Below are 18693 nucleotides of genomic sequence, written 5' to 3' on the forward strand. Positions count from 1 at the left end.
CATAGCTTCACACACAGAGCACAATTGGATTAGCAATGCAGCCATTAAGGCAAGTTTATTGCTTATGTTCGCGCCAAACTGGTTGCCGGGGTAGGCGTTGGCGGACAACTCGCGATTGAGTTAGACCCGCGGCAGCTTAATCTGTGGATGATGATGCTGAGCCAGGCACTGCGCGACAATGACTACGGATTTGTCGACTGGGTAGATGCTGATGCCTTTGAAGGCTTTAGCCACCTCTCCTATCTGGCCACCACCACCCTGCTGGATGTGAGCCTACTGGCCGCCCGAGGCATCGACGGTATTAAGCGCCTTTACGAGTTAATGACCCAAAGCGACCGAGCGGGGATGGTGCCTTATGCATTTGTAAACGACCCTCGGCAAAAAGAAATGTGTTCCTGGGTGCAGCATCTCCCGCCGGAAGCATTGGGGCCGCTACTGAATACGCTGACCACCTCTCCCGGTTGGTTTAATCATCCGGTCGACGCCAACGGGGATGAAATTGATAGAGGACGGGCAATCGATCTACAGCAAATCGCGATTGCCCAGTATGTGGAGTGGCTGGAGCAAGGATATTTGGACAATCGCTACAGTCGAGAGGCCGCTGAGCATCTGTTTGAACGGGCCGTGGCAAGAATGTCCCAAACAGGTCAGTTTGATAGCAACTCTTCCTGGGTGGAGGCTTACTGCCATAATCGCGAAGAGTTGGATGAGTTTATGCGAAGAAATGGCAAAGGAGAGAATGGAGTAGATGACGCAAAACAAAGTTATTTTACGATCTCTCGCCGACTAGGATCGGATATTGATGACTATCGTGGATATTACTCCTCTGCGCGTGGTAGGCGGGTTCGTTATCGTGAAAATTAAAGAGGTACTTTACGTTATGTTATTAAAAAAAAGTGTGTTTGCTGCGCTATTAATGTGGTCACTGAATAGCTGGGCGCTGCCAGCGGACATCCAGGCCGCCAAAGATGAAGGTATGCGCCTCTATGGCCTTGGCATATCGGTAGAAACCATTCCATATTTGGAACCCGCAGCAGAAGCGGGTGATGTGGAAGCGATGTACTACCTGGCTGAAGTACATCGTTTGCGTAATATGGGCTTAACGACTGAAGCCATGGAGTGGTATTTAAAGGCTGCCGAACAAGGCGATCCCTATGCCATGCTTCGCTTATTTCAAGGCGGCGCCTGTATCGTCGGCGACAGATGCCCCGAGGGCAGCGATGATTGGCAAGAAAAAGGCTGGCGTGAAGCCGCGCTGGAAATCACCCAACCCAAAGCTGAAGCAGGTGACCCGGAGGCCATGCTGGCGATGTACTACATCTACGCCAACCTCGATACCTCTTGGGTAACCTCTGTGTACAATTTCCTGGGCATTCCAACCCGGGCAAGCAAGTGGCTAAAGCGAGCTGCCGAAGCCGGGCTTCCCGAAGCCCAAAACACGTGGGGCCGCCGAATCATGGGCGGGAGAGGCTGGTATTTTACGAAAAACCGCCGCTTAGAAGCTGCCGAGAGCTGGTTTAGCCGTGCGGCCGAGCAGGGTTATGTACCCGCTATGGAACAAATGGAGCGTGTCAATCGAGAGCAAGAAGACTTCGAGGCTAGCTGGCAGTGGATGGTGCAAGCATCAGATAACGGAAGTTATAGTAACCGTTTTGGCTTAGGCTGGTGTTACCTTGATCCGTCCTACCCCCCCGATCAACGTTGTATTAATGAAGAAGATCCTATTAAAGGATGGGCAATACTTTATGCCCTATCACATGAGCTGGATGGCGATAATGCTCCAAGCAGCCTTATGAGTCGAAACCAAGATAAGTTGGATGAAAGTGAACGCCAGGAGGCTAAGGCGTTAGCGGAAGCGGAATGGATAGGCCGTCAGCCACCGCTCTCTAGATTTCCACAACGCTTTGGTTTCTGAGTAGAGATATGGCAAAAGCAACGCGTCTGCTATTCGTTTTATTACTGCCGTTGATGTGGTCACTTAATAGCTGGGCGCTACCAGGAGGCCCGCTCTCCCACCGCCAATACCCGCATTACGGTCGAGAGCAACTTGGCTGGCCTCGCCGCCGGTTGGGAGATTCAGCCGCACCTCCGCAGACAACAGGCAGTCGATGAACCTTTGATCTCGAAGGGAGTGCAGCTTGGCTGGTCGTCGGGCGATATGGAGTCCGATGACAGGGATAGTCAACCCCTCTTCCAGCGTGATACCGCCCACGGCGTGGAATATTACGTGCATACCCCAAACAACGAGACTCGCGGCACGGGGAGGCGCAGGACACGGACCCGCCATGGTTGGGCGGTGCGGGTGCAATGGGAACAAGCACAGGCGCCACGTGGCGTGCCTCACCTTCCCCGGGTGCTGCCGGCCCCGGCGCCGCTGAAAGATCCCGCCGATATCCCGCAGAGCACACGCCTCACGCCGGACTTTACCGAAGTTGACCGCCCCTATTGGGCCGACGAGATGACTGACAAGGACGAAGTAACAGATGGCTAATACGCCCCATGCCTACGCCGAGGAGGCCTACACCCCCGACCAGTTGCATCGACGCCCTGCAGGCGAATGCCAACACTCGCGTAAGTTCCGTACCTTCGCCGCGGGTGGCGAGCGCCTGGCACATCGTGAGCCCAGCGTGGATATCAGCCCGATGCACGGGTGGCAGCATAATAAGCCGCAGGAGCTGCGCGAGCGTGAGGCCGATCCGGCCATGGTCAGGCTAGAAGATCCCAAATACCGTGCCGATCAGCCGCTGCGCTGGGACGAGGAGTGTATCCGCTTTACCAGCCATACCAAGCGCGCCTTTTTCTTCGGTATAGCAAGGATATTAGGGCTAGGAGGGTTGTTCTTTGCTTTTCCTGTTTTTTTAGTTACCACAATAGTTTTAGCTATTGTTTCGGCGAATCAAGTAAGAGGCAGTAGCTTTATCTCCAGCTTTTTAGGGTTCCATGGTTGGTTAATCCCCCTTGTTGTGTTCATGATCTTCTTTGTTATATGGGGGGGGCATCGCTGGTGCAACGCCTTGCTCCCAACTTCGCCGCCGGCATGCAGCCGGGCCCCATGTGGGAGCTGAATCGCCGCACCGGCCAGGTGACCGTCTTCGCCGATTCCAGCAAGAAGCGCACCGCCTGGAAGGTCGGCTATACGCTGCCTTTCCATGAGTTCGACTGCCATCTGCTGAGTACCCCGGACCCCCAGGGCTCACCCCTGTACTCGCTGAGCCTGGTGCATTACATCGATGAGGTGCAGGTGCGCTTGGTCGGCATGTTCGGCGCCACCCAGAGCCACCTCGAGCAACGCGCCACCTGGGACATGCTGCAGCGCTATATGGACGTCTCCCAGCCGTTGCCGGACTTGCCCATGTTAGAACAGGATCGGCCGGCCGACCCCACCACCCGCGAGCATGACCGGCACAGCGGTCGTGATCCGCGCTTCTGGCGAGATATGGACGACGCCACCTATCAGCGCCATGTCGATGAACAGCAGGGCAAGATCAATGCCCTCTACCTAGGCTAACTCCATGGAATAGATGACTGAGCCGGATGTATCCTATGCCCAACAAGGCGGACCGCTTCGTTGATCGTGCTGACGCCAAAGACGAATTCCCGCAGAAAAACCCCGATAACATTTAAATGCTGTTACCAGCAATATTGATACTAAGTGCGTTACTCTGTTGAGCAACCCTCGTCGCTAGCATTGGAGAGCACATGGACTGGAACCCGGCTTATAGCTGGTTGGTACTCGCCCTACTATTAAGTTTGGCAGAGCTGACTTCTGGCGCAATGGTGCTGCTTGCGCTGGGCATTGCCGCGGCACTTACCGCCGCCGTTACAGCGTTGGGATTAACGCTCCCCTGGCAACTGCTCAGCATGGCTATTTTTGCGGGTGTACTGCTGCCACTATGCATCATGATCATTCGTCCACGCTTCTCACCCCGCGGCGTTGCTTATGGCACAACAGGTACTGGCGTCGAAAAAGGCAATCGCTATAAGACGCTGCGCCGGGATTTTGACGATGCCACCGGCATTAAGGTAAACGGCGATTTCTACCGTTTACGCGTGCTTGAAAGCGGTGAAACGGATTTACCCAATGGAACACCGGTCGTGTTCCAACGTTTTGAGGGCACCACTGCGCTGGTCACGTTGCCCCAGCCTGTAGAAATCGACCCTCAAGATGAAAATTCCCAACGCAAGGAGCCTTAACGATGGATTTACCTATAAGCCCAGGTTTATTAATAAGCCTTATTATTGTTGTGATTGCCATACTGATCATCTCTAAAGGCTTGATTATTATTCGCCAATCGGAAGTCATGGTGGTGGAGCGTCTTGGTTCGTTCCACCGCGTTTTAGAAAGCGGCATTAACATTATTATCCCGTTTATAGAACAACCTCGTGCGATCACCATGCTGCGTTACCGCAAAATGGGTGAGGAGTACACAGCCATCACCTCAGACGAAACGCGTATCGATCGCCGCGAAACGGTGATGGATTTCCCGGGCCAGCCGGTTGTTACCACCGATAACGTCACCGTGCGCATTAACGGCGCCCTTTACTATCAGATCATTGACCCCAAGCGGGCGGTCTATGAAGTCGAGAACATGAGCCAAGCCGTCGAAGTACTGGCCAAAACCACGCTACGCTCGGTGGTCGGCAAGATGGAACTGGATAAGTTGTTTGAGTCCCGCGCGGAAGTGAATAATGAAATTCAGGCCGCGATGGAAGAGCCTGCGTCTAAATGGGGGGTCAAAATCTCCCGGGTTGAAGTACAAGACATCGCCATGCCCGAAGAAGTGGAAACCGCCATGCGTCTGCAAATGGCCGCCGAGCGGAAACGCCGTGCCACCGTCACCGAAGCAGAGGGTGAAAAATCAGCGGCGATTGCGATGGCCCAGGGCCAGCGTGAATCCTCGATCCTCAACGCACAAGGTGATAAAGAGTCGGCGATTCTGCGCGCCCAGGGTGAGCAGGAGTCGATTAAACTGGTGCTTAGTGCGATTGGCGATAGCGAAGAGAATAAGCGCACCGTAGTGGGTTACCTGCTGGGTCAGAGCTATATCAAGGTATTACCCAATATGGCGAAAGATGGTGAGCGGGTATTCGTGCCCTACGAATCCTCTGCCCTGCTTGGCTCTATGGGTATGTTCCGAGAAATGGCAGGTTCGCCCGAAGATACTGTGGCTAACCATCTTAAGAACCGTAATCACGTTGACAGTGATTTTCGCAGTGGAATTGTAGGCGGCGCCGCTAGCGGTTCCTAACCGCATTATCAAAGCACAGGCTAAAAATGCGATCGACCGAGCCCTAAAAGGCTCGGTTTTTTTAATGCTGATTTTATTTCTCTATTACCCACAGCCAACCGTTGAAGCAACACTCATCATCTAAACCAATTTTTAGCTAAACTGAGCGCCAATGCCCAGATGCACGGGCATCATGCAGCATCACTCGTTGCTTGTGTCGTTGGTTGATGCCTTTATCGGTGGAATGCAATATTGTTGGAAATCAGGACGTTCACCATGCTGCTTCGTGGGTACGCCATTCATTATGGCCTTCTGTTTGTGATGGCAATTGCCATGCTGTTGGTTTCTTCAAGCAGCCTCCAAGCTGCTTCTCCGCCATATCCCCTGCAGAGCTGGGAGTATCGCTGGGGCGACTCTCCTTACGATGCCGATAAGCGTCCTCAATGGCTGCAAAGTGGCTCAACCGGTTGGCAGTCGATTGCTTCCCCTTCCAACCCACCGGGCCGCGAGGGGCACGAACATCTCTGGCTACGCACCACAGTGCCCGCCGGTGATTGGAGCGATCCAGTGCTCTTTATCACCAGTATCAATTTGATTGGGCAAGTTTATCTCGGCGACAAACTGATCTATCAATATGGTGAATTTGACGATCAGGGCAAAGGCGATTTTGCAGGCTGGCCCTGGCACATGATTGACCTACCAGAAAATGCCGCCGGGCAGACGCTCACCTTTCGCTTTTACTCTAACTACACCAGTATTGGCTTATGGGGCCAAGTCCAGATAATGGAGCGTATTGAGGTCCTTAAGCAAGTTATCCATGACTCCGCCCAGGATCTCGGCGTGAGTGCCTTGGTTTTAGTACTCGCTGTTTTGGCTACCATTTTCGCCATAATAGGCCCCGAACGCCGTGGTTTTGGGTCTATTGCGTTATTTGCCTACGCTTCGGGACTGATGCTGCTTGCGGAGACGCCAGCGCGTCAATTCATTGCCGATGGACCACTGGCCTGGGACACACTCCGAGCGGGCAGCTACTACACGTTGCCTGTGGCATTAGGGCTGTTGCTTAGCTACTGGCTGGAAGGGACTGCTAAGCGCTGGATAACGCACCTATGGGTCATTCACTTGGTGTACTTGGTGCTTGCGATTGGTTTGGTTCAACTTGGGATGGTGAGTCTTTCACTAACCTTCCCCGTATTTGATGTCATGCTAGCCTTAACGCTTCCCATAATGCTGGCGCTTGCGCTCATGCGCTTTCAACGGCTCACCCTTGAACAACGGCTTTTAGTAGTGAGTTTCACTTTTTTTGCCCCGCTGCTATTGGCTGACATGGCAGTCGCCCACGGTTTTGTGGGCTGGCGCAGTGTGCCCTTGAGCTACGGCACGCTGGCTTTTTCGTTAGCTAACGCGGCTATTTTTCTATGGCACTACCGGCATACACAGCAACAGCTTGCGATGGCCAATGAGACCCTTGAACAGCAGGTAGCGGCGCGAACGGCCGACCTCGACCGGTTAGTTCAGGAACTGGAAGGGCTCTCACGCAAAGATCCGTTAACAGGCTTGCACAACCGACGCCATTTCGACACGGCATTCGAGCACCAGTGTCAGCGAGTTAAGCAGCATGCCAGTCAACTGTCCGTATTAATGTTGGATGTGGATCATTTCAAACAGATTAATGACGATTTTGGTCACGATGCAGGTGACGCTGTACTGGTCGAAATCGCCCTATTACTACGTCACCACCTACGGGATCTGGACGTGATCTGTCGCTTTGGAGGTGAAGAGTTTGTTGCCTTGCTACCCGCCACCTCTCGGATCGCTGCCGAATCTCGCGCAAAGGCGCTGCTAACATCCATTGCTCATCAGGCATTTGCCTATCAAGGTACCCCAATGCGGAAAATCACGCTCTCCTGCGGTGTTGCAACGTATCCAGATCACACTCAAGACCCTAAGAAACTGCTACGTCTTGCCGATGAAGCGCTTTATCAAGCCAAACACAGCGGCCGGAACCGCTGTGTAGTATGGGAAAATACACTAGAAGAGAAGGGATATATGCTCGCTAAGCAACAGCCGCAATAATCTCTCATGGTGTTGGTTAATTAAGCAGACTCCGCCGACAGAAAGTGATCAATAAACACAGCATAGTCCTGCTCTGTGCAATCGGCGTAAGCTACCGCCAGTGTCGACACTACCTCAACAAACAGGTCTTCACGCCCTTTCAATCGTTGGCAAACGGCCTTGGCAAAGCGTGTTGGGTCACCCTGGTTAAGCGCCTGGGCACCGCGCAGGTGTTCACGGGCGAGAATTTCTCCCCACTGCCGGGCCAATTTTCGATATGACTTACCACCAGAGAGTTTATGGGTTGGAAAGTCTTTCTTGAAGGGCGAGCGCTCACGCACCGAAAACACCTTTCCATTCATGGTTAGCCAGCCGAGATAGGCGTCTGGGTGCTCGGCAATAGCGTGGAAAGCCGCCGCATGGCGGATGGCTTCGTTAGGAAACAGCTTACGCCACGCCTGCTGCTGTTTTTTATCCATTAACCGAAACGCTTCTGGAGGTACTTGCTCTTTAACATCCAGGATGATGTCATCGTGCTCGTGCTCGACGCCCCCTTCAATCAAGACGTAATAGCGTTCCACGCCCAACGAACCGGTGCCTGCATCCAAGCGTCGCGCTGTATCTTTGACGCGAAAATGGTGGGGATCGTTCTCTTTAATAGCGTGTTGCAGCGTTTGCTGATACTCCTGCTCAATCAAGCGGCGTAGTTGGCTGGCCACATCCGCCGGCAGGTTAGCGAGCTTACCAAGCCGTTCGGCGAACTGGCGGCCTTTCTGCTCATCTAGAGTCGTCCACTTTTCGAGCATGCGAGCACGGCTCTGCTTATCGGCGACTTTACTCATAAAAGGCTTAAGCAGTCCCTTGGCACTCTCAAGGGTCACAGCGTGTACGGGCTGACTATCAACATGATTGACCAGCGTTTGGTAATAGCCTTTTATTAACTTTTTAAGCGCTTTATCAATCGCTTTTGGATCCAGTTCAGCATTTTCACGAGCATCTAATACGACGCTGATAGCCAGCCGCCACAGGTCATACTGGTAGTCGCCAATCAGCGCATCATCGAAGTCATCCATGCCGTAGCGCACTTGGTCATCGTGGTGACCATAAGCACCGAAATTGTAGACGTGGGCGTCGCCCTGCAGCCAGGTTTGGGTCTCCGGCCAGCCGCCAAACAGGGCAAAACGCCAATCGTGCCATACGTCATTCCAATACAAATGATTACTACCGCGGAAAAAGCGGTAAGGCGACGCGGCCATTTTGGCGTACTTGGCTTGGCGGGTGGCCGTTGGTAAGGCGTTATTCGCCTGCTGGGTAGCCTCAATCACCTGCTGAGGGCGGTTATGTTCAGTCAATGCATGGCTCATCGAATTGCCTTTGTGGATGCAAAAAAATGCGTTGGTACAAAGGTAGTCGATAACCATGAATAGATTAAGTCAGCACTCACACCACAGCTCGACGTCCCCGTTGGGTAAAACCTCGTGGGGCGGCAATACGAAAGAAGCGCTCCACCACCTCAGCGCCGGTAGCAGGCGTCATCAATGAGACGGCGACAAATACCGGCAGATTGAGCATCAGCCCCCAGAAGCCCGCGTGAATACCCATTGGGTGTGGCCAAAGAGTAGTAAACGCGACGGTAATCAGAAAGCCCACCACGATCCCCGCCATGACGCCCAAGCGAGAAGCCCGCGGCCAGAAGAACATGCCGATAAAAGCAGGCAGCACCTGCGAGGCAAATCCCAGCCCCACCAATAGAATCATTACCAAACTGCCAGGCTCAGCAATGGCGAGCGGCGCTACGACTAAGAACATAATGGGTAGGATCAGCAGCCGTGCGAGTTTACCGGTAACACCATTAGAGAGTTTTAACACCGGCTGAAGTACATCCTTGCTGAGTGATAGCGATACCGAATGAATAAACGGTTCGCTGGAAGACATTGAGGCTGCCAGGGTACCCGCGCCGAGCAGTCCCACTAATACCACCGGCAAGTGCTGCATGGCGTATTCGAGTACCACAGTGTCGGCCCGGGCCAGCTCGGGCAGCGAAAAAATTCCGATAAAGCCGACAACCACCATGGGCAAAATAACCACGTAATAAGTGGGCAGCCAAGTTGCGCTACGGCGAATAGTGCGTGCAGAGGAAGCGCTCATCCACTGTGTCCACACCGGCGGCATAAACGAGAACATTGAAACGATGATCGAGGTCGTCCAGAAACTAAAGCTCATATCGCCGCCAGCCCCCGGCAGCGTCAGAAACTCGCTATGCTCAGTTTGGATACGCTCGAATACTCCCGCAAAACTTAAGCCACCGGTAGCGCTGTGCACTGCCCACAGGCCAACGGCCCAGGCGACGATCAACATCAACACACCTTGAAAGGCATTGGTGCGCCCAATCGCCCGCTGACCGCTGGCGTAGAGATAGACGGCAATGCAGGCCAGCACCAGCACAACCCCCAACCAAATGGGAATCAAACCACCGCTCATCACGAACAAGATATACGCTGAACCAATGGTTTGCAGTACCGCATAGGCAATAGAGCCGATCGCCATCACCAGCGCTGCCAGTGCTCCCAGCGCAGGACTTTGATAGCGGTCAGCAATGGCGCTTGCCTGGGTAACGTGGCCAAACTGCTCGCCGAACTGCCACACCTTCGGCCCGAAGTACCACGCTATCAATGCCAGGTAAGCAAGGTAGATCGCTACATAAAATACCGCGACGCCTTTTGAATAAGCCCAACCGGGCGCTCCCATAAAGGTGTAAGCACTCACACTACCGGCGGCTATAAGTAAATAAAGCGTCACCGGCCCCATGCTGCGGCCCGCCACGCCCCACTCCTCCAAACTATTCATGGAACGCCCTGCTTTGGCACGTAGGCCAATCACCATGGCAATGGCGACATAGGTCAAGGTAATCAAAAGTGGCCAAGGGCTATTCATGATCGTCTCGCTCCACAATGTGATTGCCGATCAGCATCACCACGACGCAGGCAAAAATCACCAGGTAGCTCCACACCACTAACAACGGCAGCCCCATCACTAAGGTGGCTCTGTTTACCCAACCAATCACCGGCCACGTACCTGCCAGCACCAGTGCCAAAAAAGCAATTAACAGCCCCCAGCCCGCCCGGGAGGTAGGCAGTACCAATAAACGTCGCATGAATGTTCCCCTTAGTTTTTTAAAGACCGATTTTTTTAATTAACTTCAAACTTCATTTAACGACTGGCAGCGTAGGCCAGCGTATTGGCAGCGCTAAGCGTTCCTCTAACTGCCGCGCCAGCTTCAATACAAAGTGATCGGCAAAGCGGGGGCCAACCAACTGCACACCTATCGGCATATTGGCGGAAATAGCGGAACGGCTGACCCCAGCATTAAGTGAAATAGCAGGCTGCTCACCCATGTTCCAGGGCACGGTGTAAGCAATGTGCTCAAAGGGCTGGCGAGGATCATTGGTGGGCGATGGCCACTCAGCCGGAAAGGCGATATTGGGTGTGGTGGGCGAAATCACCGCATCGACCTCATCAAACACGGCTTCGGTGGCGCGTCGCATCGCCATGGTTTGCTGAAAACCGTGCACCGCGTCAACGCCACTTAAGTGTGCACCACCGTCGGCCCAGGCTAAAATGGCAGGCAATACTTGCTCACGCTCGTTAGCCGAGAGCTTTAACAGCTCGCCCCACTGACGGGCCTGCCAGAAGTGATCCAGCCCATCTAACATTTCGCGGTTCAGCACTGGCGCCATCGGCACCAGCGTTGCCCCAGCGGCTTCCAATTGCTGTGCGACCAGTTCCACGTGGTGGCGAATCTCATCATCCAAAGGTAACCCGCAACCCGCCTCCATCATCACACCCACTCGCAAACCTTTAACGTCGAGCTCCAAATCCATCCAGTCAATCGTTTCCGGCGGCAGGCGCATCGCATCGCGTCGATCTGTGCGGGCAAGCGCCGTCATCATCAGCGCGGCATCCGTTACGCTTCGGGTCATTGGCCCGGCACAACGGCCTACATAATAAGGGTCTATCGGTACCCGGCCCAACGTGGGCTTAAAGCCGACCACACCGCACCACGCCGCAGGGAGGCGTACCGAGCCACCAATATCGGTGCCCACATGTAGCGGCCCAAACCCAGCAGCAGCCGCAGCGCCTGCACCCGCACTTGAGCCGCCGGTATTACAAGCTAAATCCCATGGATTGCGGGTCAAACCATGAAACGACGAGAGCCCGGATGAGAGCATGCCAAAGTCGGGGCAGGTAGTTTTCGCCAGCAGCAGAGCGTTATCTTCCGCTAATCGGGCAGCGGGGGGAGCATCCTCGCTGGCAACGGGCTGCTCGCCAAGCCCGGTTCCCACCGGGACTGGCATCCCTTTGGTGGCAATCAACTCTTTAAGGGTCACCGGCACGCCATCTAGCGCGCCGCTAGGTTGCCCCTTAGCCCAGCGCTGGGTGGAGGCTTCGGCTGCTTTAATGAACGCATCAGGCTGATAGGCATACAGCGCATTAATGTGCGGTTCCCAGACGTCGATATGTTCAACCAGTGCGCAGGCTACTTCAGTTGGCGAGAACCTATGGGCTCGGTAGCCATCAATTAATTGAGTGGCGGTGAGTTGGTGTAGTTCAGGCATCACATTACCCTTTGCTATTGTTTTAAAACTGTTGTTTTCAGGCTTTCGTTATCAACAGTCTCAGCATGAACCCACACCGTGTCTTCTGCTATTTCAATCTTGACCGCAGCGTGTCCACTTTTTGTGTGCACTCTACGCTTTCAACATCTTTCAGAAGGACGAGTCTGGCAATGTTTGTAGGGCACTTGCCAGCAGCGAAAGGCACGCCTCGGTGGCAAAGCTGCGCTGGCGATGGCGATAAACGCAAAGATCAATCCGCGCGGCCTCAAGCTCTGAAGAAGCCAAGGGAATACTCACGAGTTGACCTAATTGGCACTCCCGGGCTACCGCCATCGGTGGCAATACCAGAACACCTGCACCGTTAAGGGCTAGTGCTTTTTGAGTTTCCAGTGAAGCGGTTCTAAAGGTGGGAGCCAGAACTATCCCGGCCTGGTGAGCGGCGTGCTCCAGCGCTTGGCGCACGCCATAAGATTCATCAGGCAGGATCAGCCGGTGCGCTGCCAGGGAGTGAAGACTCACCTCAGAAGCTGCGGTCAATGGATGGCCTGGAGCCATCACTGCATGGTGGTGCAACTCGGCGCTAGCAAAGGGCACAATGTCATCATGCCGGGGCATAAAAAACGTCAGGCCAATATCTGCATCGCCTCGGCGCAGCGCCAACACCATTTGGCTAGCGCTGACGATCCCGATATCAAAACTCAAATGGGGATAGCGCTGCCCCATCTTGGCTAACGTAGGCGCTAGCAAGCCAGCGACAACGCCTTCTGCCACCTGCAAACTTACCCGGCCAGTACGTAAACCTTTGAGGTCGGCAATATGCTCCTGCACTCGCTCTAGGTCGCGCAGAGTACGTTGCGCCTGGGCAGCCAACAACTCTCCCGCCGCCGTTAGGCTAATGCCATTGGGGCCGCGCTCGATAAGTGGTGCGCCAAGCTGATGTTCCAGTAAATCAATCTGGCGGCTAATCGCCGTGGGGGCAATATGCAGTTGTGCAGCGGCTTGGCGCAGCGAACGGCACCGAGCCACAGTATCGAAGTAGCGTAATGCACGGCCACTGATCATAAGCCCCCTTAAAGCTCCATCTGCCGTGACATCACTGTTACGTTTTCACCTCGGTACTCAAGCCTTTCTACATCCTGCCAACCCAATTGCCGATAGAGCGCCTGCTGATCAGGCGTATAGAGATAGAAGCGATCAAAACCACTCGCAGTTGCTTCGGCTTCCACTCGGCGTACCAACGCAGAGGCAATACCCTGCCCTCGCCATTTAGGCAAGACAAATACGGAGGCCAGCCAAGGGGTAAGTTCATGACGTATGCTCATATCATCAGCAACTAGGCTGGCGGTGGCAACGGGGACAGCGCCTTGTGTTGCAACAAAGATGGAAGGTACGCCAGCCTGGCCGCATTTGGCTTTAGTGCGATCAATGGCTTGTTCCAGTGTGAGCCCAGGGTGCAAATGACCCCAGGCTTCGAATATCCAGCCTGCAACGACTGCAGCATTAGGGTCTTCGGCGCTTAGCCGCTGAAGGGTAATATCGCTTTGCATGATATCGTCCTGACTTATTTAGCAAAATAAAACACAGTAGCGATATATGGTAAGGCTGACCAGCACCAATACCTCCCAAACGCACCGCTAGCCAGAGGTTTTAACGCTGTTAACTTTTACAAAACTGCAACCAGATTGGGTTTATCTCAACTTGAAAGTACTTGCACACTTAAGACAAGGCAGCAATGCAATTGAGAAACCTCTTATTAAGATTATAAGCAAAGCGCCCGTTTCAATTTACCGTCCTTAAGCCAGAGGGCATCAAATAAGCAGTTCGCGAGCATGCAAGCCTTTACTAGCCCGTTACGAGTATGTTTGGTCATAACCAATAGATACGCCCTTACAGAGACTAAAGCATTAGGAAATAAAGCGCTCCCCACCTAATGTTAGAACAGGACGCCTTAACCTCTTAGGTGCTAGTCTGTTAATCAAATAACGTTGAGTAAAGACTCACGAATGCAACTCTCATTCAGACGCCCACACCGTCTTGCATTGGCGACCATTGCCCCGCGCATTTTTGCCATTTGCCATACATTCGGCTTAATCGTATGGATAGCAGTAATAGAAGGCAGCGGCTGGATATTGATTCTGCCTGGGATGCTGCTGTTGCTATGGCCTGGAGTCGCCTATGCGCTTGCGGCAAGCGCCCAGAATTCTAAGCGTGCCGAGTTCAGGAACCTTCTCTTCGACTGCTTGCTGTTCGGGTTTTGGTGCGGCGTACTGGATTTTTATGCTTTAGCCACCATCACCATGGGGCTTGCCTGTTTGATGAACAACTTAGTGGTCGGTGGACTGCGAAAGATGTTTGTTTCAGCTGCACTTTTTTCTAGCGCGGCCATGATCGGAAGCGCTCTAACAGGGTTCAATTTTCGTCCCTATGTGAGCAACCATTTAGATATCTACCAATGGGCGGGGGCACTGGTCTATTTTCTAACCATAGGCCGCGTAATGTACAGTCAGAATCGTCAGATCGTCCGCAGCATTGGCGAGATTAAGTTTCAGAACCGAGTCTTTCATGCCCTACTGGATCTAGGCACGGTCGCAAATCGCGCTACCAATATCCCTTCCCTGCTGGATGCCTCCTTAAACCACCTATATGCCCATTTCCCCGACTACGGTTTTGCTGTTTTTTTACAAGAGCGGCAACGCTCTGAAATGACACGCTACGCGACGGTTGCAGGGCTAGATCCAAAGGATGAAAAGCGGCTAAAGCGCCTATTGGCTAACGTTCATGGCCAAAGAGGAAAGTCAAACACACTGCCACAAACAGACGAAGGTGCGAGACTATATGCCGCTTCCATGGACGGGCGCCTAAGCTTTTACGAAGGTTGGTTGATAGTGAAAGCTCCCAGTCGGGACGACGGTTTGGAGGAAATACTTTCGCTATTTGCCGACCAACTGGCGGCCGCTACCGAGAACAAATTGCTGCATTTGGAGTTAAAGAAAACCGCTGAGCGTGACGGGCTAACCGGCCTTTATAACAGAGGCTTCTTGGAATCGGCGCTGGAGATGAGTATTCAGGGCAAGGCCCAGGCGCCGAGCCTGGATTTTGCTGTGCTGATGATGGATGTCGACAGGCTCAAGGCAGTGAACGACCATTATGGACATGTCGCAGGCGACCAACTGATTTCTAGCGTTGCCAAATACCTGCAACTTCACTGCAGAGACAGCGACATACTGGCACGCTACGGTGGCGATGAATTCGTCATTCTGTATCCCTCTGCCGATCTGACGGCAGCCAAGCGTATGGCCAGCCTGATCAGAGAGAATTTACCTGAACAGCGTTGCACCATAGACACTGTTACCGGTGAGCATGAAGAACTGCCGCTTCATTTGAGCCTGGGATTCGCCAGCTCCAGCGAAGTGCCTCCTCTGCAGGTGTTTGAGCTGGCAGACGAGCGCATGTACGAAGATAAGAGTAAACGACGCAAACACAGCACAGATGATCTAGGCACAAAGAGCAGACCCTCTTTATAGAGGCTTTCTCATCAACCACGTTTCAGTGGCTGCCCCTGCTTATCGCCATGCATGAGTTCACTTAAGGGCATGCGGGAGGTTTCAACATATCGACATGCGGTATGCCATCCTCATCATAGGGGGCACTAACAGCTTCAAAACCGAAAGATGCATAGAAGGCAGTAAGATAAACCTGAGCACCAATCTTGATGCCCAGGCCAGGATAAGTCTGTTCAGTAAAGCGAATAGCTTCGCTCATTAACGCACGCCCATACTGGCGACCGCGAAAGGCTTTGAGGGTTATCACTCGGCCAATCGAGGGCTCGGCGAACTTGTCGTCAGGCCCTACCAGACGGACATAAGCAGCCAGTTGTCCACTTTCGGTTGCCAAGAGGTGCCAGGCGAGCGGGTCCAGTTCGTCCACTTCCTGATAAGCACACTCCTGTTCCACCACAAACACCGATTCACGCGCTTTGACAACCTCATAAAAATCACGCGTGCTGAGTTCATCGAACCGCGACCAGCGAAAATGTAAGGACATACTGATTAACTCCCACTCAGTGCGTTATTTTTTAGACGCCAAGTCTACAGGAGAAGGCCTTCCTAAGACGTAACCGTTTTATCAGTCTGCTTAATAGATGGCGTAATAATGGCTAATGCTCCCGTGGTAATCAGCTCTCCTACTCACCCCCCGCCAGGAACTGCTTTAGCCACTCATCCCAAAGTGCCGATAGAGTAAGGCAGTGGTCACAAACGCTCTTGCGGCTCACTCAGCGCTGCCTCAAGGGGACTATCCCCGAGCGGCTGCCCCCAGCTATCGCTGTGCACTAACTCATTCAGCGGCAGTCGCGAGCGCCACCCTTTCGCTTGAAGCTCCGGCTGGCCTAAAAATTCGCTGACATAGCCAAGGCAAAGGTACGCCAGCGGATAAACGTGTTCAGGCAAGTTCAACGCCGTACGTAGCTGCTCTTGGTCAAGAATACTCACCCACCCAACGCCGATGCCTTCGGCCCGCGCCGCCAACCAAAGGTTTTGCACTGCTAAGCAGGTACTAAATAAGTCGGTCTCTATAATGCTATTGCGCCCCAGTACATGGGGGCCACCCCGGCTGCGGTCGCAGGTAATACAAAGATTAAGCGGACTTTCCATAATGCCTTGTAACTTGAGACTGCAGTAACGCTCATGGCGCTCCCCCTCAAACTGCTCGGCGGCCTTCTGGTTCTCCTGCTCAAACAGTGCCAGCACCGTTTCCCTGACGCTACGGCTTTCAATCACGATGAAATCCCAAGGCTGCATAAACCCCACCGAAGGCGCATGGTGTGCCGCGTTGAGCAGCCGCGCTAATACCTCGGGAGGAATGGCGTCGGGCAGAAATTGCGAGCGTACATCGCGCCGCTCATATATAGCGCGATAAAGCCCACGCCGCTCAGCATCGGAAAAATGGTAGTTCGAATGAGTCATTGCGCTGGCGAGGCCTTTTGCTGATCAATGTTATAGACACTGCAGAGTCTACACGAGCTCAACCCAGTCGCCAGCGCAGCGGGCTCGTTTGGCGTAAAACGCCGTTATCGTCCCAGTCATTCCACCCGGTAAAGGGAATGGGTCGCTCACTATCCAGGCTTACCAGACGAGAGGCCAAGGTTTCTTTGCATGTCGCTAGATGGCCAGCGATGTCGGTTTCCTCTTGATAACGGATACCACCGCCCTGAATGCCGTAGCTCACTTGAGGCGCTAACACGTCAAAACCAACGTAGTACAGCGATGCGTGCATGGGCCACAGCCAGTGCACCATGTTGCCAGCGCGGCCGAAAGGCTGAAACGTTTCTTCCGGTGAACCCGTGGTAACTGAAAGCATCGCCTGCTTACCACGATAGTAGCCCCGGTCGTAACGCATGCGGCTTGTATAGCGCCCGCCATACACCAGCACCCTATCAAGCCAGCCTTTCAGGATAGCGGGCGTGGCATGCCACCATAGAGGAAACTGGAAAATCACCAAATCCGCCCACTCCAGCCGCGCCAACTCACGTTGAACGTCCAGCGGCAGGGTGTTTTGCTGATAGTGAGCCCGTTGCTCATTGAGGGGATAGAAGTAGTCCGCGTCCACGGATTGATGCGGATAGTGCTCTGCACGCTCAACCGGATCAAACTGCTCGGCATAAAGGTCATCCACCTCTACCGAGTGCCCAGCCTCCGCCAACTGGTTTACCGCCACATTCACCAGCCCCCCATTAAACGACTTGCGTTCTGGATGGGCCAATACGATTAATACATTCATACGGTGCCTTCCCCTGTTGGTTGGTTCGACAACAGGCTAACCTGTTCGTAAGCGCAAACACATTAGCCAAAAATGAGAACCTGGCTTGCATGAATGAACAGCACATACGATGGGACGACCTACAAATTGTATTAGCGGTTGCCCAGAGGGGCTCGCTATCAGGCGCCAGCCGTGAGCTACGTATCAGCCATGCTACGGTATTTAGGCGTTTAAGCGAGATGGAGCGACGACTGGGGGTGGCATTGTTTGAGCGCCACCGAAACGGCTACATACCAACGCTGGCTGGGGAAGACTTAGTGGCGTCAGCCAAGCGCGTGCAAAGCGAAATCATCGGCGCCGAACGCCGTATTATCGGGCAGGATCTCAATCTAACCGGCAGTCTGCGCATCACCACTACGGATACGCTGTTTGCTGGGATGCTCTCGCCTCTAATGGCAAGTTTTCGTCAGCGCTACCCGGCAATTACGCTGGAGATAGTCATCTCCAATCAGTTGCAAAGCCTGTCTCGGCGGGAGGCCGATATCGCAATCCGCCCAACTCAACAGCCACCCGAAACTCTGGTAGGCCGCAAGATAAGCGATATTTACCAGGCAATTTATGGCCAAAAGGCGCTCTGGCAAAACGCCCCGCATCCGCTAGAGCCAGCGTCACTAACATCAGAAAGCTGGATCGGTCCGGATGTTCATCTGGGCGATGCAAAACTTGAAAAGTGGATGATGGATAAAAGCACCGCCTACCGGCTGGACAGCATGCTGGGCATGCAATCAGCGGTACGCCACGGGGCAGGTATTGCGATACTGCCCTGCTACCTTGGCGATGCCGATGCAGCGCTTCTCAGGCTAAGCGAGCCCATTGACGCACTCACTACCCAACTTTGGCTCCTCACTCATCCGGATATGCGCCATGTGGCCAGGGTTCGCGCGTTTATGGAGGCGATAACAGAGGGGGTTCGAGGCAGGACGCTTACCACTTAATGGAAAATGTGCGGATTAAATAATGACTATCCTGCTGCTACA

Annotated in this window: 19 protein-coding genes; 10 read left to right on the forward strand and 9 right to left on the reverse strand. The window is 53.7% G+C overall.

The features are described 5' to 3' along the window. Positions 1-153 precede the first annotated feature (153 nt). The 8 genes from QEN58_RS13730 (at position 154) to QEN58_RS13765 (ending at position 7304) form a co-directional block, all read left to right on the forward strand. On the forward strand, positions 154-864 hold the full coding sequence (locus QEN58_RS13730) for a hypothetical protein (RefSeq protein ID WP_280104187.1): 711 nt from the start codon (positions 154-156) through the stop codon (positions 862-864). Continuing rightward, the gene (locus QEN58_RS13735) at positions 803-1915 is read left to right on the forward strand and encodes a tetratricopeptide repeat protein (protein WP_280104188.1); all 1113 of its coding nucleotides are present in this window, start codon (positions 803-805) and stop codon (positions 1913-1915) included. The genes QEN58_RS13730 and QEN58_RS13735 overlap by 62 nt, the downstream gene beginning before the upstream one ends. A gap of 132 nt (positions 1916-2047) precedes the next feature. Next, the gene (locus tag QEN58_RS13740) at positions 2048-2491 is read left to right on the forward strand and encodes a hypothetical protein (protein WP_280104189.1); all 444 of its coding nucleotides are present in this window, start codon (positions 2048-2050) and stop codon (positions 2489-2491) included. Then, entirely contained in the window at positions 2484-3065 is a 582-nt protein-coding gene (locus tag QEN58_RS13745; RefSeq protein WP_280104190.1) for a hypothetical protein, read from the forward strand. The genes QEN58_RS13740 and QEN58_RS13745 overlap by 8 nt, the downstream gene beginning before the upstream one ends. After that, positions 3053-3508, forward strand: coding sequence for a hypothetical protein (locus QEN58_RS13750; protein ID WP_280104191.1), 456 nt, complete (start codon positions 3053-3055; stop codon positions 3506-3508). The genes QEN58_RS13745 and QEN58_RS13750 overlap by 13 nt, the downstream gene beginning before the upstream one ends. Positions 3509-3699: 191 nt before the next feature. Then, positions 3700-4194: a nodulation efficiency, NfeD-like protein gene (locus tag QEN58_RS13755; RefSeq protein ID WP_280104192.1), complete on the forward strand. Its 495-nt coding sequence runs from the start codon at positions 3700-3702 to the stop codon at positions 4192-4194. A gap of 2 nt (positions 4195-4196) precedes the next feature. Next, positions 4197-5249, forward strand: a complete 1053-nt coding sequence (locus tag QEN58_RS13760) for an SPFH domain-containing protein (protein WP_280104193.1) — start codon at positions 4197-4199, stop codon at positions 5247-5249. Positions 5250-5504: 255 nt separating this feature from the next. Then, complete coding sequence (locus tag QEN58_RS13765; RefSeq protein WP_280104194.1) at positions 5505-7304, forward strand: GGDEF domain-containing protein; 1800 nt, start codon at positions 5505-5507, stop codon at positions 7302-7304. A 20-nt stretch (positions 7305-7324) separates the two neighbouring features. Here the strand turns inward: QEN58_RS13765 and QEN58_RS13770 are convergent, their stop codons facing one another. The 6 genes from QEN58_RS13770 to QEN58_RS13795 form a co-directional block, all read right to left on the reverse strand. Further along, positions 7325-8647 carry a DUF2252 domain-containing protein gene (locus tag QEN58_RS13770; protein ID WP_280104195.1) on the reverse strand — a complete coding sequence of 441 codons (1323 nt, stop codon included), beginning with the start codon at positions 8645-8647 and terminating at the stop codon, positions 7325-7327. A gap of 76 nt (positions 8648-8723) precedes the next feature. Further along, a complete protein-coding gene (locus QEN58_RS13775) occupies positions 8724-10217 on the reverse strand; it encodes a sodium:solute symporter family protein (RefSeq protein WP_280104196.1) in 1494 nt (497 codons plus the stop codon). Next, positions 10210-10437: a hypothetical protein gene (locus QEN58_RS13780; protein ID WP_280104197.1), complete on the reverse strand. Its 228-nt coding sequence runs from the start codon at positions 10435-10437 to the stop codon at positions 10210-10212. The genes QEN58_RS13775 and QEN58_RS13780 overlap by 8 nt, the downstream gene beginning before the upstream one ends. Positions 10438-10489: 52 nt before the next feature. Further along, the gene (locus QEN58_RS13785) at positions 10490-11899 is read right to left on the reverse strand and encodes an amidase (protein ID WP_280104198.1); all 1410 of its coding nucleotides are present in this window, start codon (positions 11897-11899) and stop codon (positions 10490-10492) included. Between the two features lie 150 nt (positions 11900-12049). After that, a complete protein-coding gene (locus QEN58_RS13790) occupies positions 12050-12961 on the reverse strand; it encodes a LysR family transcriptional regulator (protein WP_280104199.1) in 912 nt (303 codons plus the stop codon). Positions 12962-12969: 8 nt separating this feature from the next. Further along, positions 12970-13446, reverse strand: coding sequence for a GNAT family N-acetyltransferase (locus tag QEN58_RS13795; protein ID WP_280104200.1), 477 nt, complete (start codon positions 13444-13446; stop codon positions 12970-12972). A gap of 456 nt (positions 13447-13902) precedes the next feature. On the opposite strand from QEN58_RS13795, the gene QEN58_RS13800 reads away from it, so the two are divergent. Continuing rightward, positions 13903-15423 (forward strand): sensor domain-containing diguanylate cyclase, encoded by a 1521-nt coding sequence (locus QEN58_RS13800; RefSeq protein WP_280104201.1) that lies wholly within the window; start codon positions 13903-13905, stop codon positions 15421-15423. A gap of 61 nt (positions 15424-15484) precedes the next feature. Here QEN58_RS13800 and QEN58_RS13805 read toward each other — a convergent pair whose 3' ends face one another. From QEN58_RS13805 to QEN58_RS13815, 3 genes are all read right to left on the reverse strand, one after another. Continuing rightward, positions 15485-15943: a GNAT family N-acetyltransferase gene (locus tag QEN58_RS13805; protein ID WP_280104202.1), complete on the reverse strand. Its 459-nt coding sequence runs from the start codon at positions 15941-15943 to the stop codon at positions 15485-15487. Between the two features lie 206 nt (positions 15944-16149). Further along, entirely contained in the window at positions 16150-16863 is a 714-nt protein-coding gene (gene bluB / locus QEN58_RS13810) for a 5,6-dimethylbenzimidazole synthase (protein WP_280104203.1), read from the reverse strand. A gap of 58 nt (positions 16864-16921) precedes the next feature. After that, entirely contained in the window at positions 16922-17677 is a 756-nt protein-coding gene (locus QEN58_RS13815; protein WP_280104204.1) for an NAD(P)H-dependent oxidoreductase, read from the reverse strand. 89 nt (positions 17678-17766) lie between these two features. Between QEN58_RS13815 and QEN58_RS13820 the strand changes: the two genes are divergently transcribed. Further along, positions 17767-18651 (forward strand): LysR family transcriptional regulator, encoded by an 885-nt coding sequence (locus QEN58_RS13820; protein ID WP_280104205.1) that lies wholly within the window; start codon positions 17767-17769, stop codon positions 18649-18651. The last annotated feature ends 42 nt before the right edge of the window (positions 18652-18693 follow it).

Source organism: Halomonas alkaliantarctica (assembly GCF_029854215.1).
GTDB lineage: Bacteria > Pseudomonadota > Gammaproteobacteria > Pseudomonadales > Halomonadaceae > Vreelandella > Vreelandella alkaliantarctica_A.

Bases quoted from the DNA above. Each gene is read 5' to 3' on its own strand.
- QEN58_RS13820 (WP_280104205.1), top strand. From the start codon at position 17,767: ATGAATGAACAGCACATACGATGGGACGACCTACAAATTGTATTAGCG.
- QEN58_RS13765 (WP_280104194.1), top strand. From the start codon at position 5,505: ATGCTGCTTCGTGGGTACGCCATTCATTATGGCCTTCTGTTTGTGATG.
- QEN58_RS13775 (WP_280104196.1), bottom strand. From the start codon at position 10,217: ATGAATAGCCCTTGGCCACTTTTGATTACCTTGACCTATGTCGCCATT.
- QEN58_RS13815 (WP_280104204.1), bottom strand. From the start codon at position 17,677: ATGAATGTATTAATCGTATTGGCCCATCCAGAACGCAAGTCGTTTAAT.
- QEN58_RS13735 (WP_280104188.1), top strand. From the start codon at position 803: ATGACTATCGTGGATATTACTCCTCTGCGCGTGGTAGGCGGGTTCGTT.
- QEN58_RS13790 (WP_280104199.1), bottom strand. From the start codon at position 12,961: ATGATCAGTGGCCGTGCATTACGCTACTTCGATACTGTGGCTCGGTGC.
- QEN58_RS13800 (WP_280104201.1), top strand. From the start codon at position 13,903: ATGCAACTCTCATTCAGACGCCCACACCGTCTTGCATTGGCGACCATT.
- QEN58_RS13795 (WP_280104200.1), bottom strand. From the start codon at position 13,446: ATGCAAAGCGATATTACCCTTCAGCGGCTAAGCGCCGAAGACCCTAAT.
- QEN58_RS13805 (WP_280104202.1), bottom strand. From the start codon at position 15,943: ATGTCCTTACATTTTCGCTGGTCGCGGTTCGATGAACTCAGCACGCGT.
- QEN58_RS13780 (WP_280104197.1), bottom strand. From the start codon at position 10,437: ATGCGACGTTTATTGGTACTGCCTACCTCCCGGGCGGGCTGGGGGCTG.
- QEN58_RS13760 (WP_280104193.1), top strand. From the start codon at position 4,197: ATGGATTTACCTATAAGCCCAGGTTTATTAATAAGCCTTATTATTGTT.
- bluB (WP_280104203.1), bottom strand. From the start codon at position 16,863: ATGACTCATTCGAACTACCATTTTTCCGATGCTGAGCGGCGTGGGCTT.
- QEN58_RS13755 (WP_280104192.1), top strand. From the start codon at position 3,700: ATGGACTGGAACCCGGCTTATAGCTGGTTGGTACTCGCCCTACTATTA.
- QEN58_RS13770 (WP_280104195.1), bottom strand. From the start codon at position 8,647: ATGAGCCATGCATTGACTGAACATAACCGCCCTCAGCAGGTGATTGAG.
- QEN58_RS13750 (WP_280104191.1), top strand. From the start codon at position 3,053: ATGTGGGAGCTGAATCGCCGCACCGGCCAGGTGACCGTCTTCGCCGAT.
- QEN58_RS13730 (WP_280104187.1), top strand. From the start codon at position 154: ATGCTGAGCCAGGCACTGCGCGACAATGACTACGGATTTGTCGACTGG.
- QEN58_RS13745 (WP_280104190.1), top strand. From the start codon at position 2,484: ATGGCTAATACGCCCCATGCCTACGCCGAGGAGGCCTACACCCCCGAC.
- QEN58_RS13785 (WP_280104198.1), bottom strand. From the start codon at position 11,899: ATGCCTGAACTACACCAACTCACCGCCACTCAATTAATTGATGGCTAC.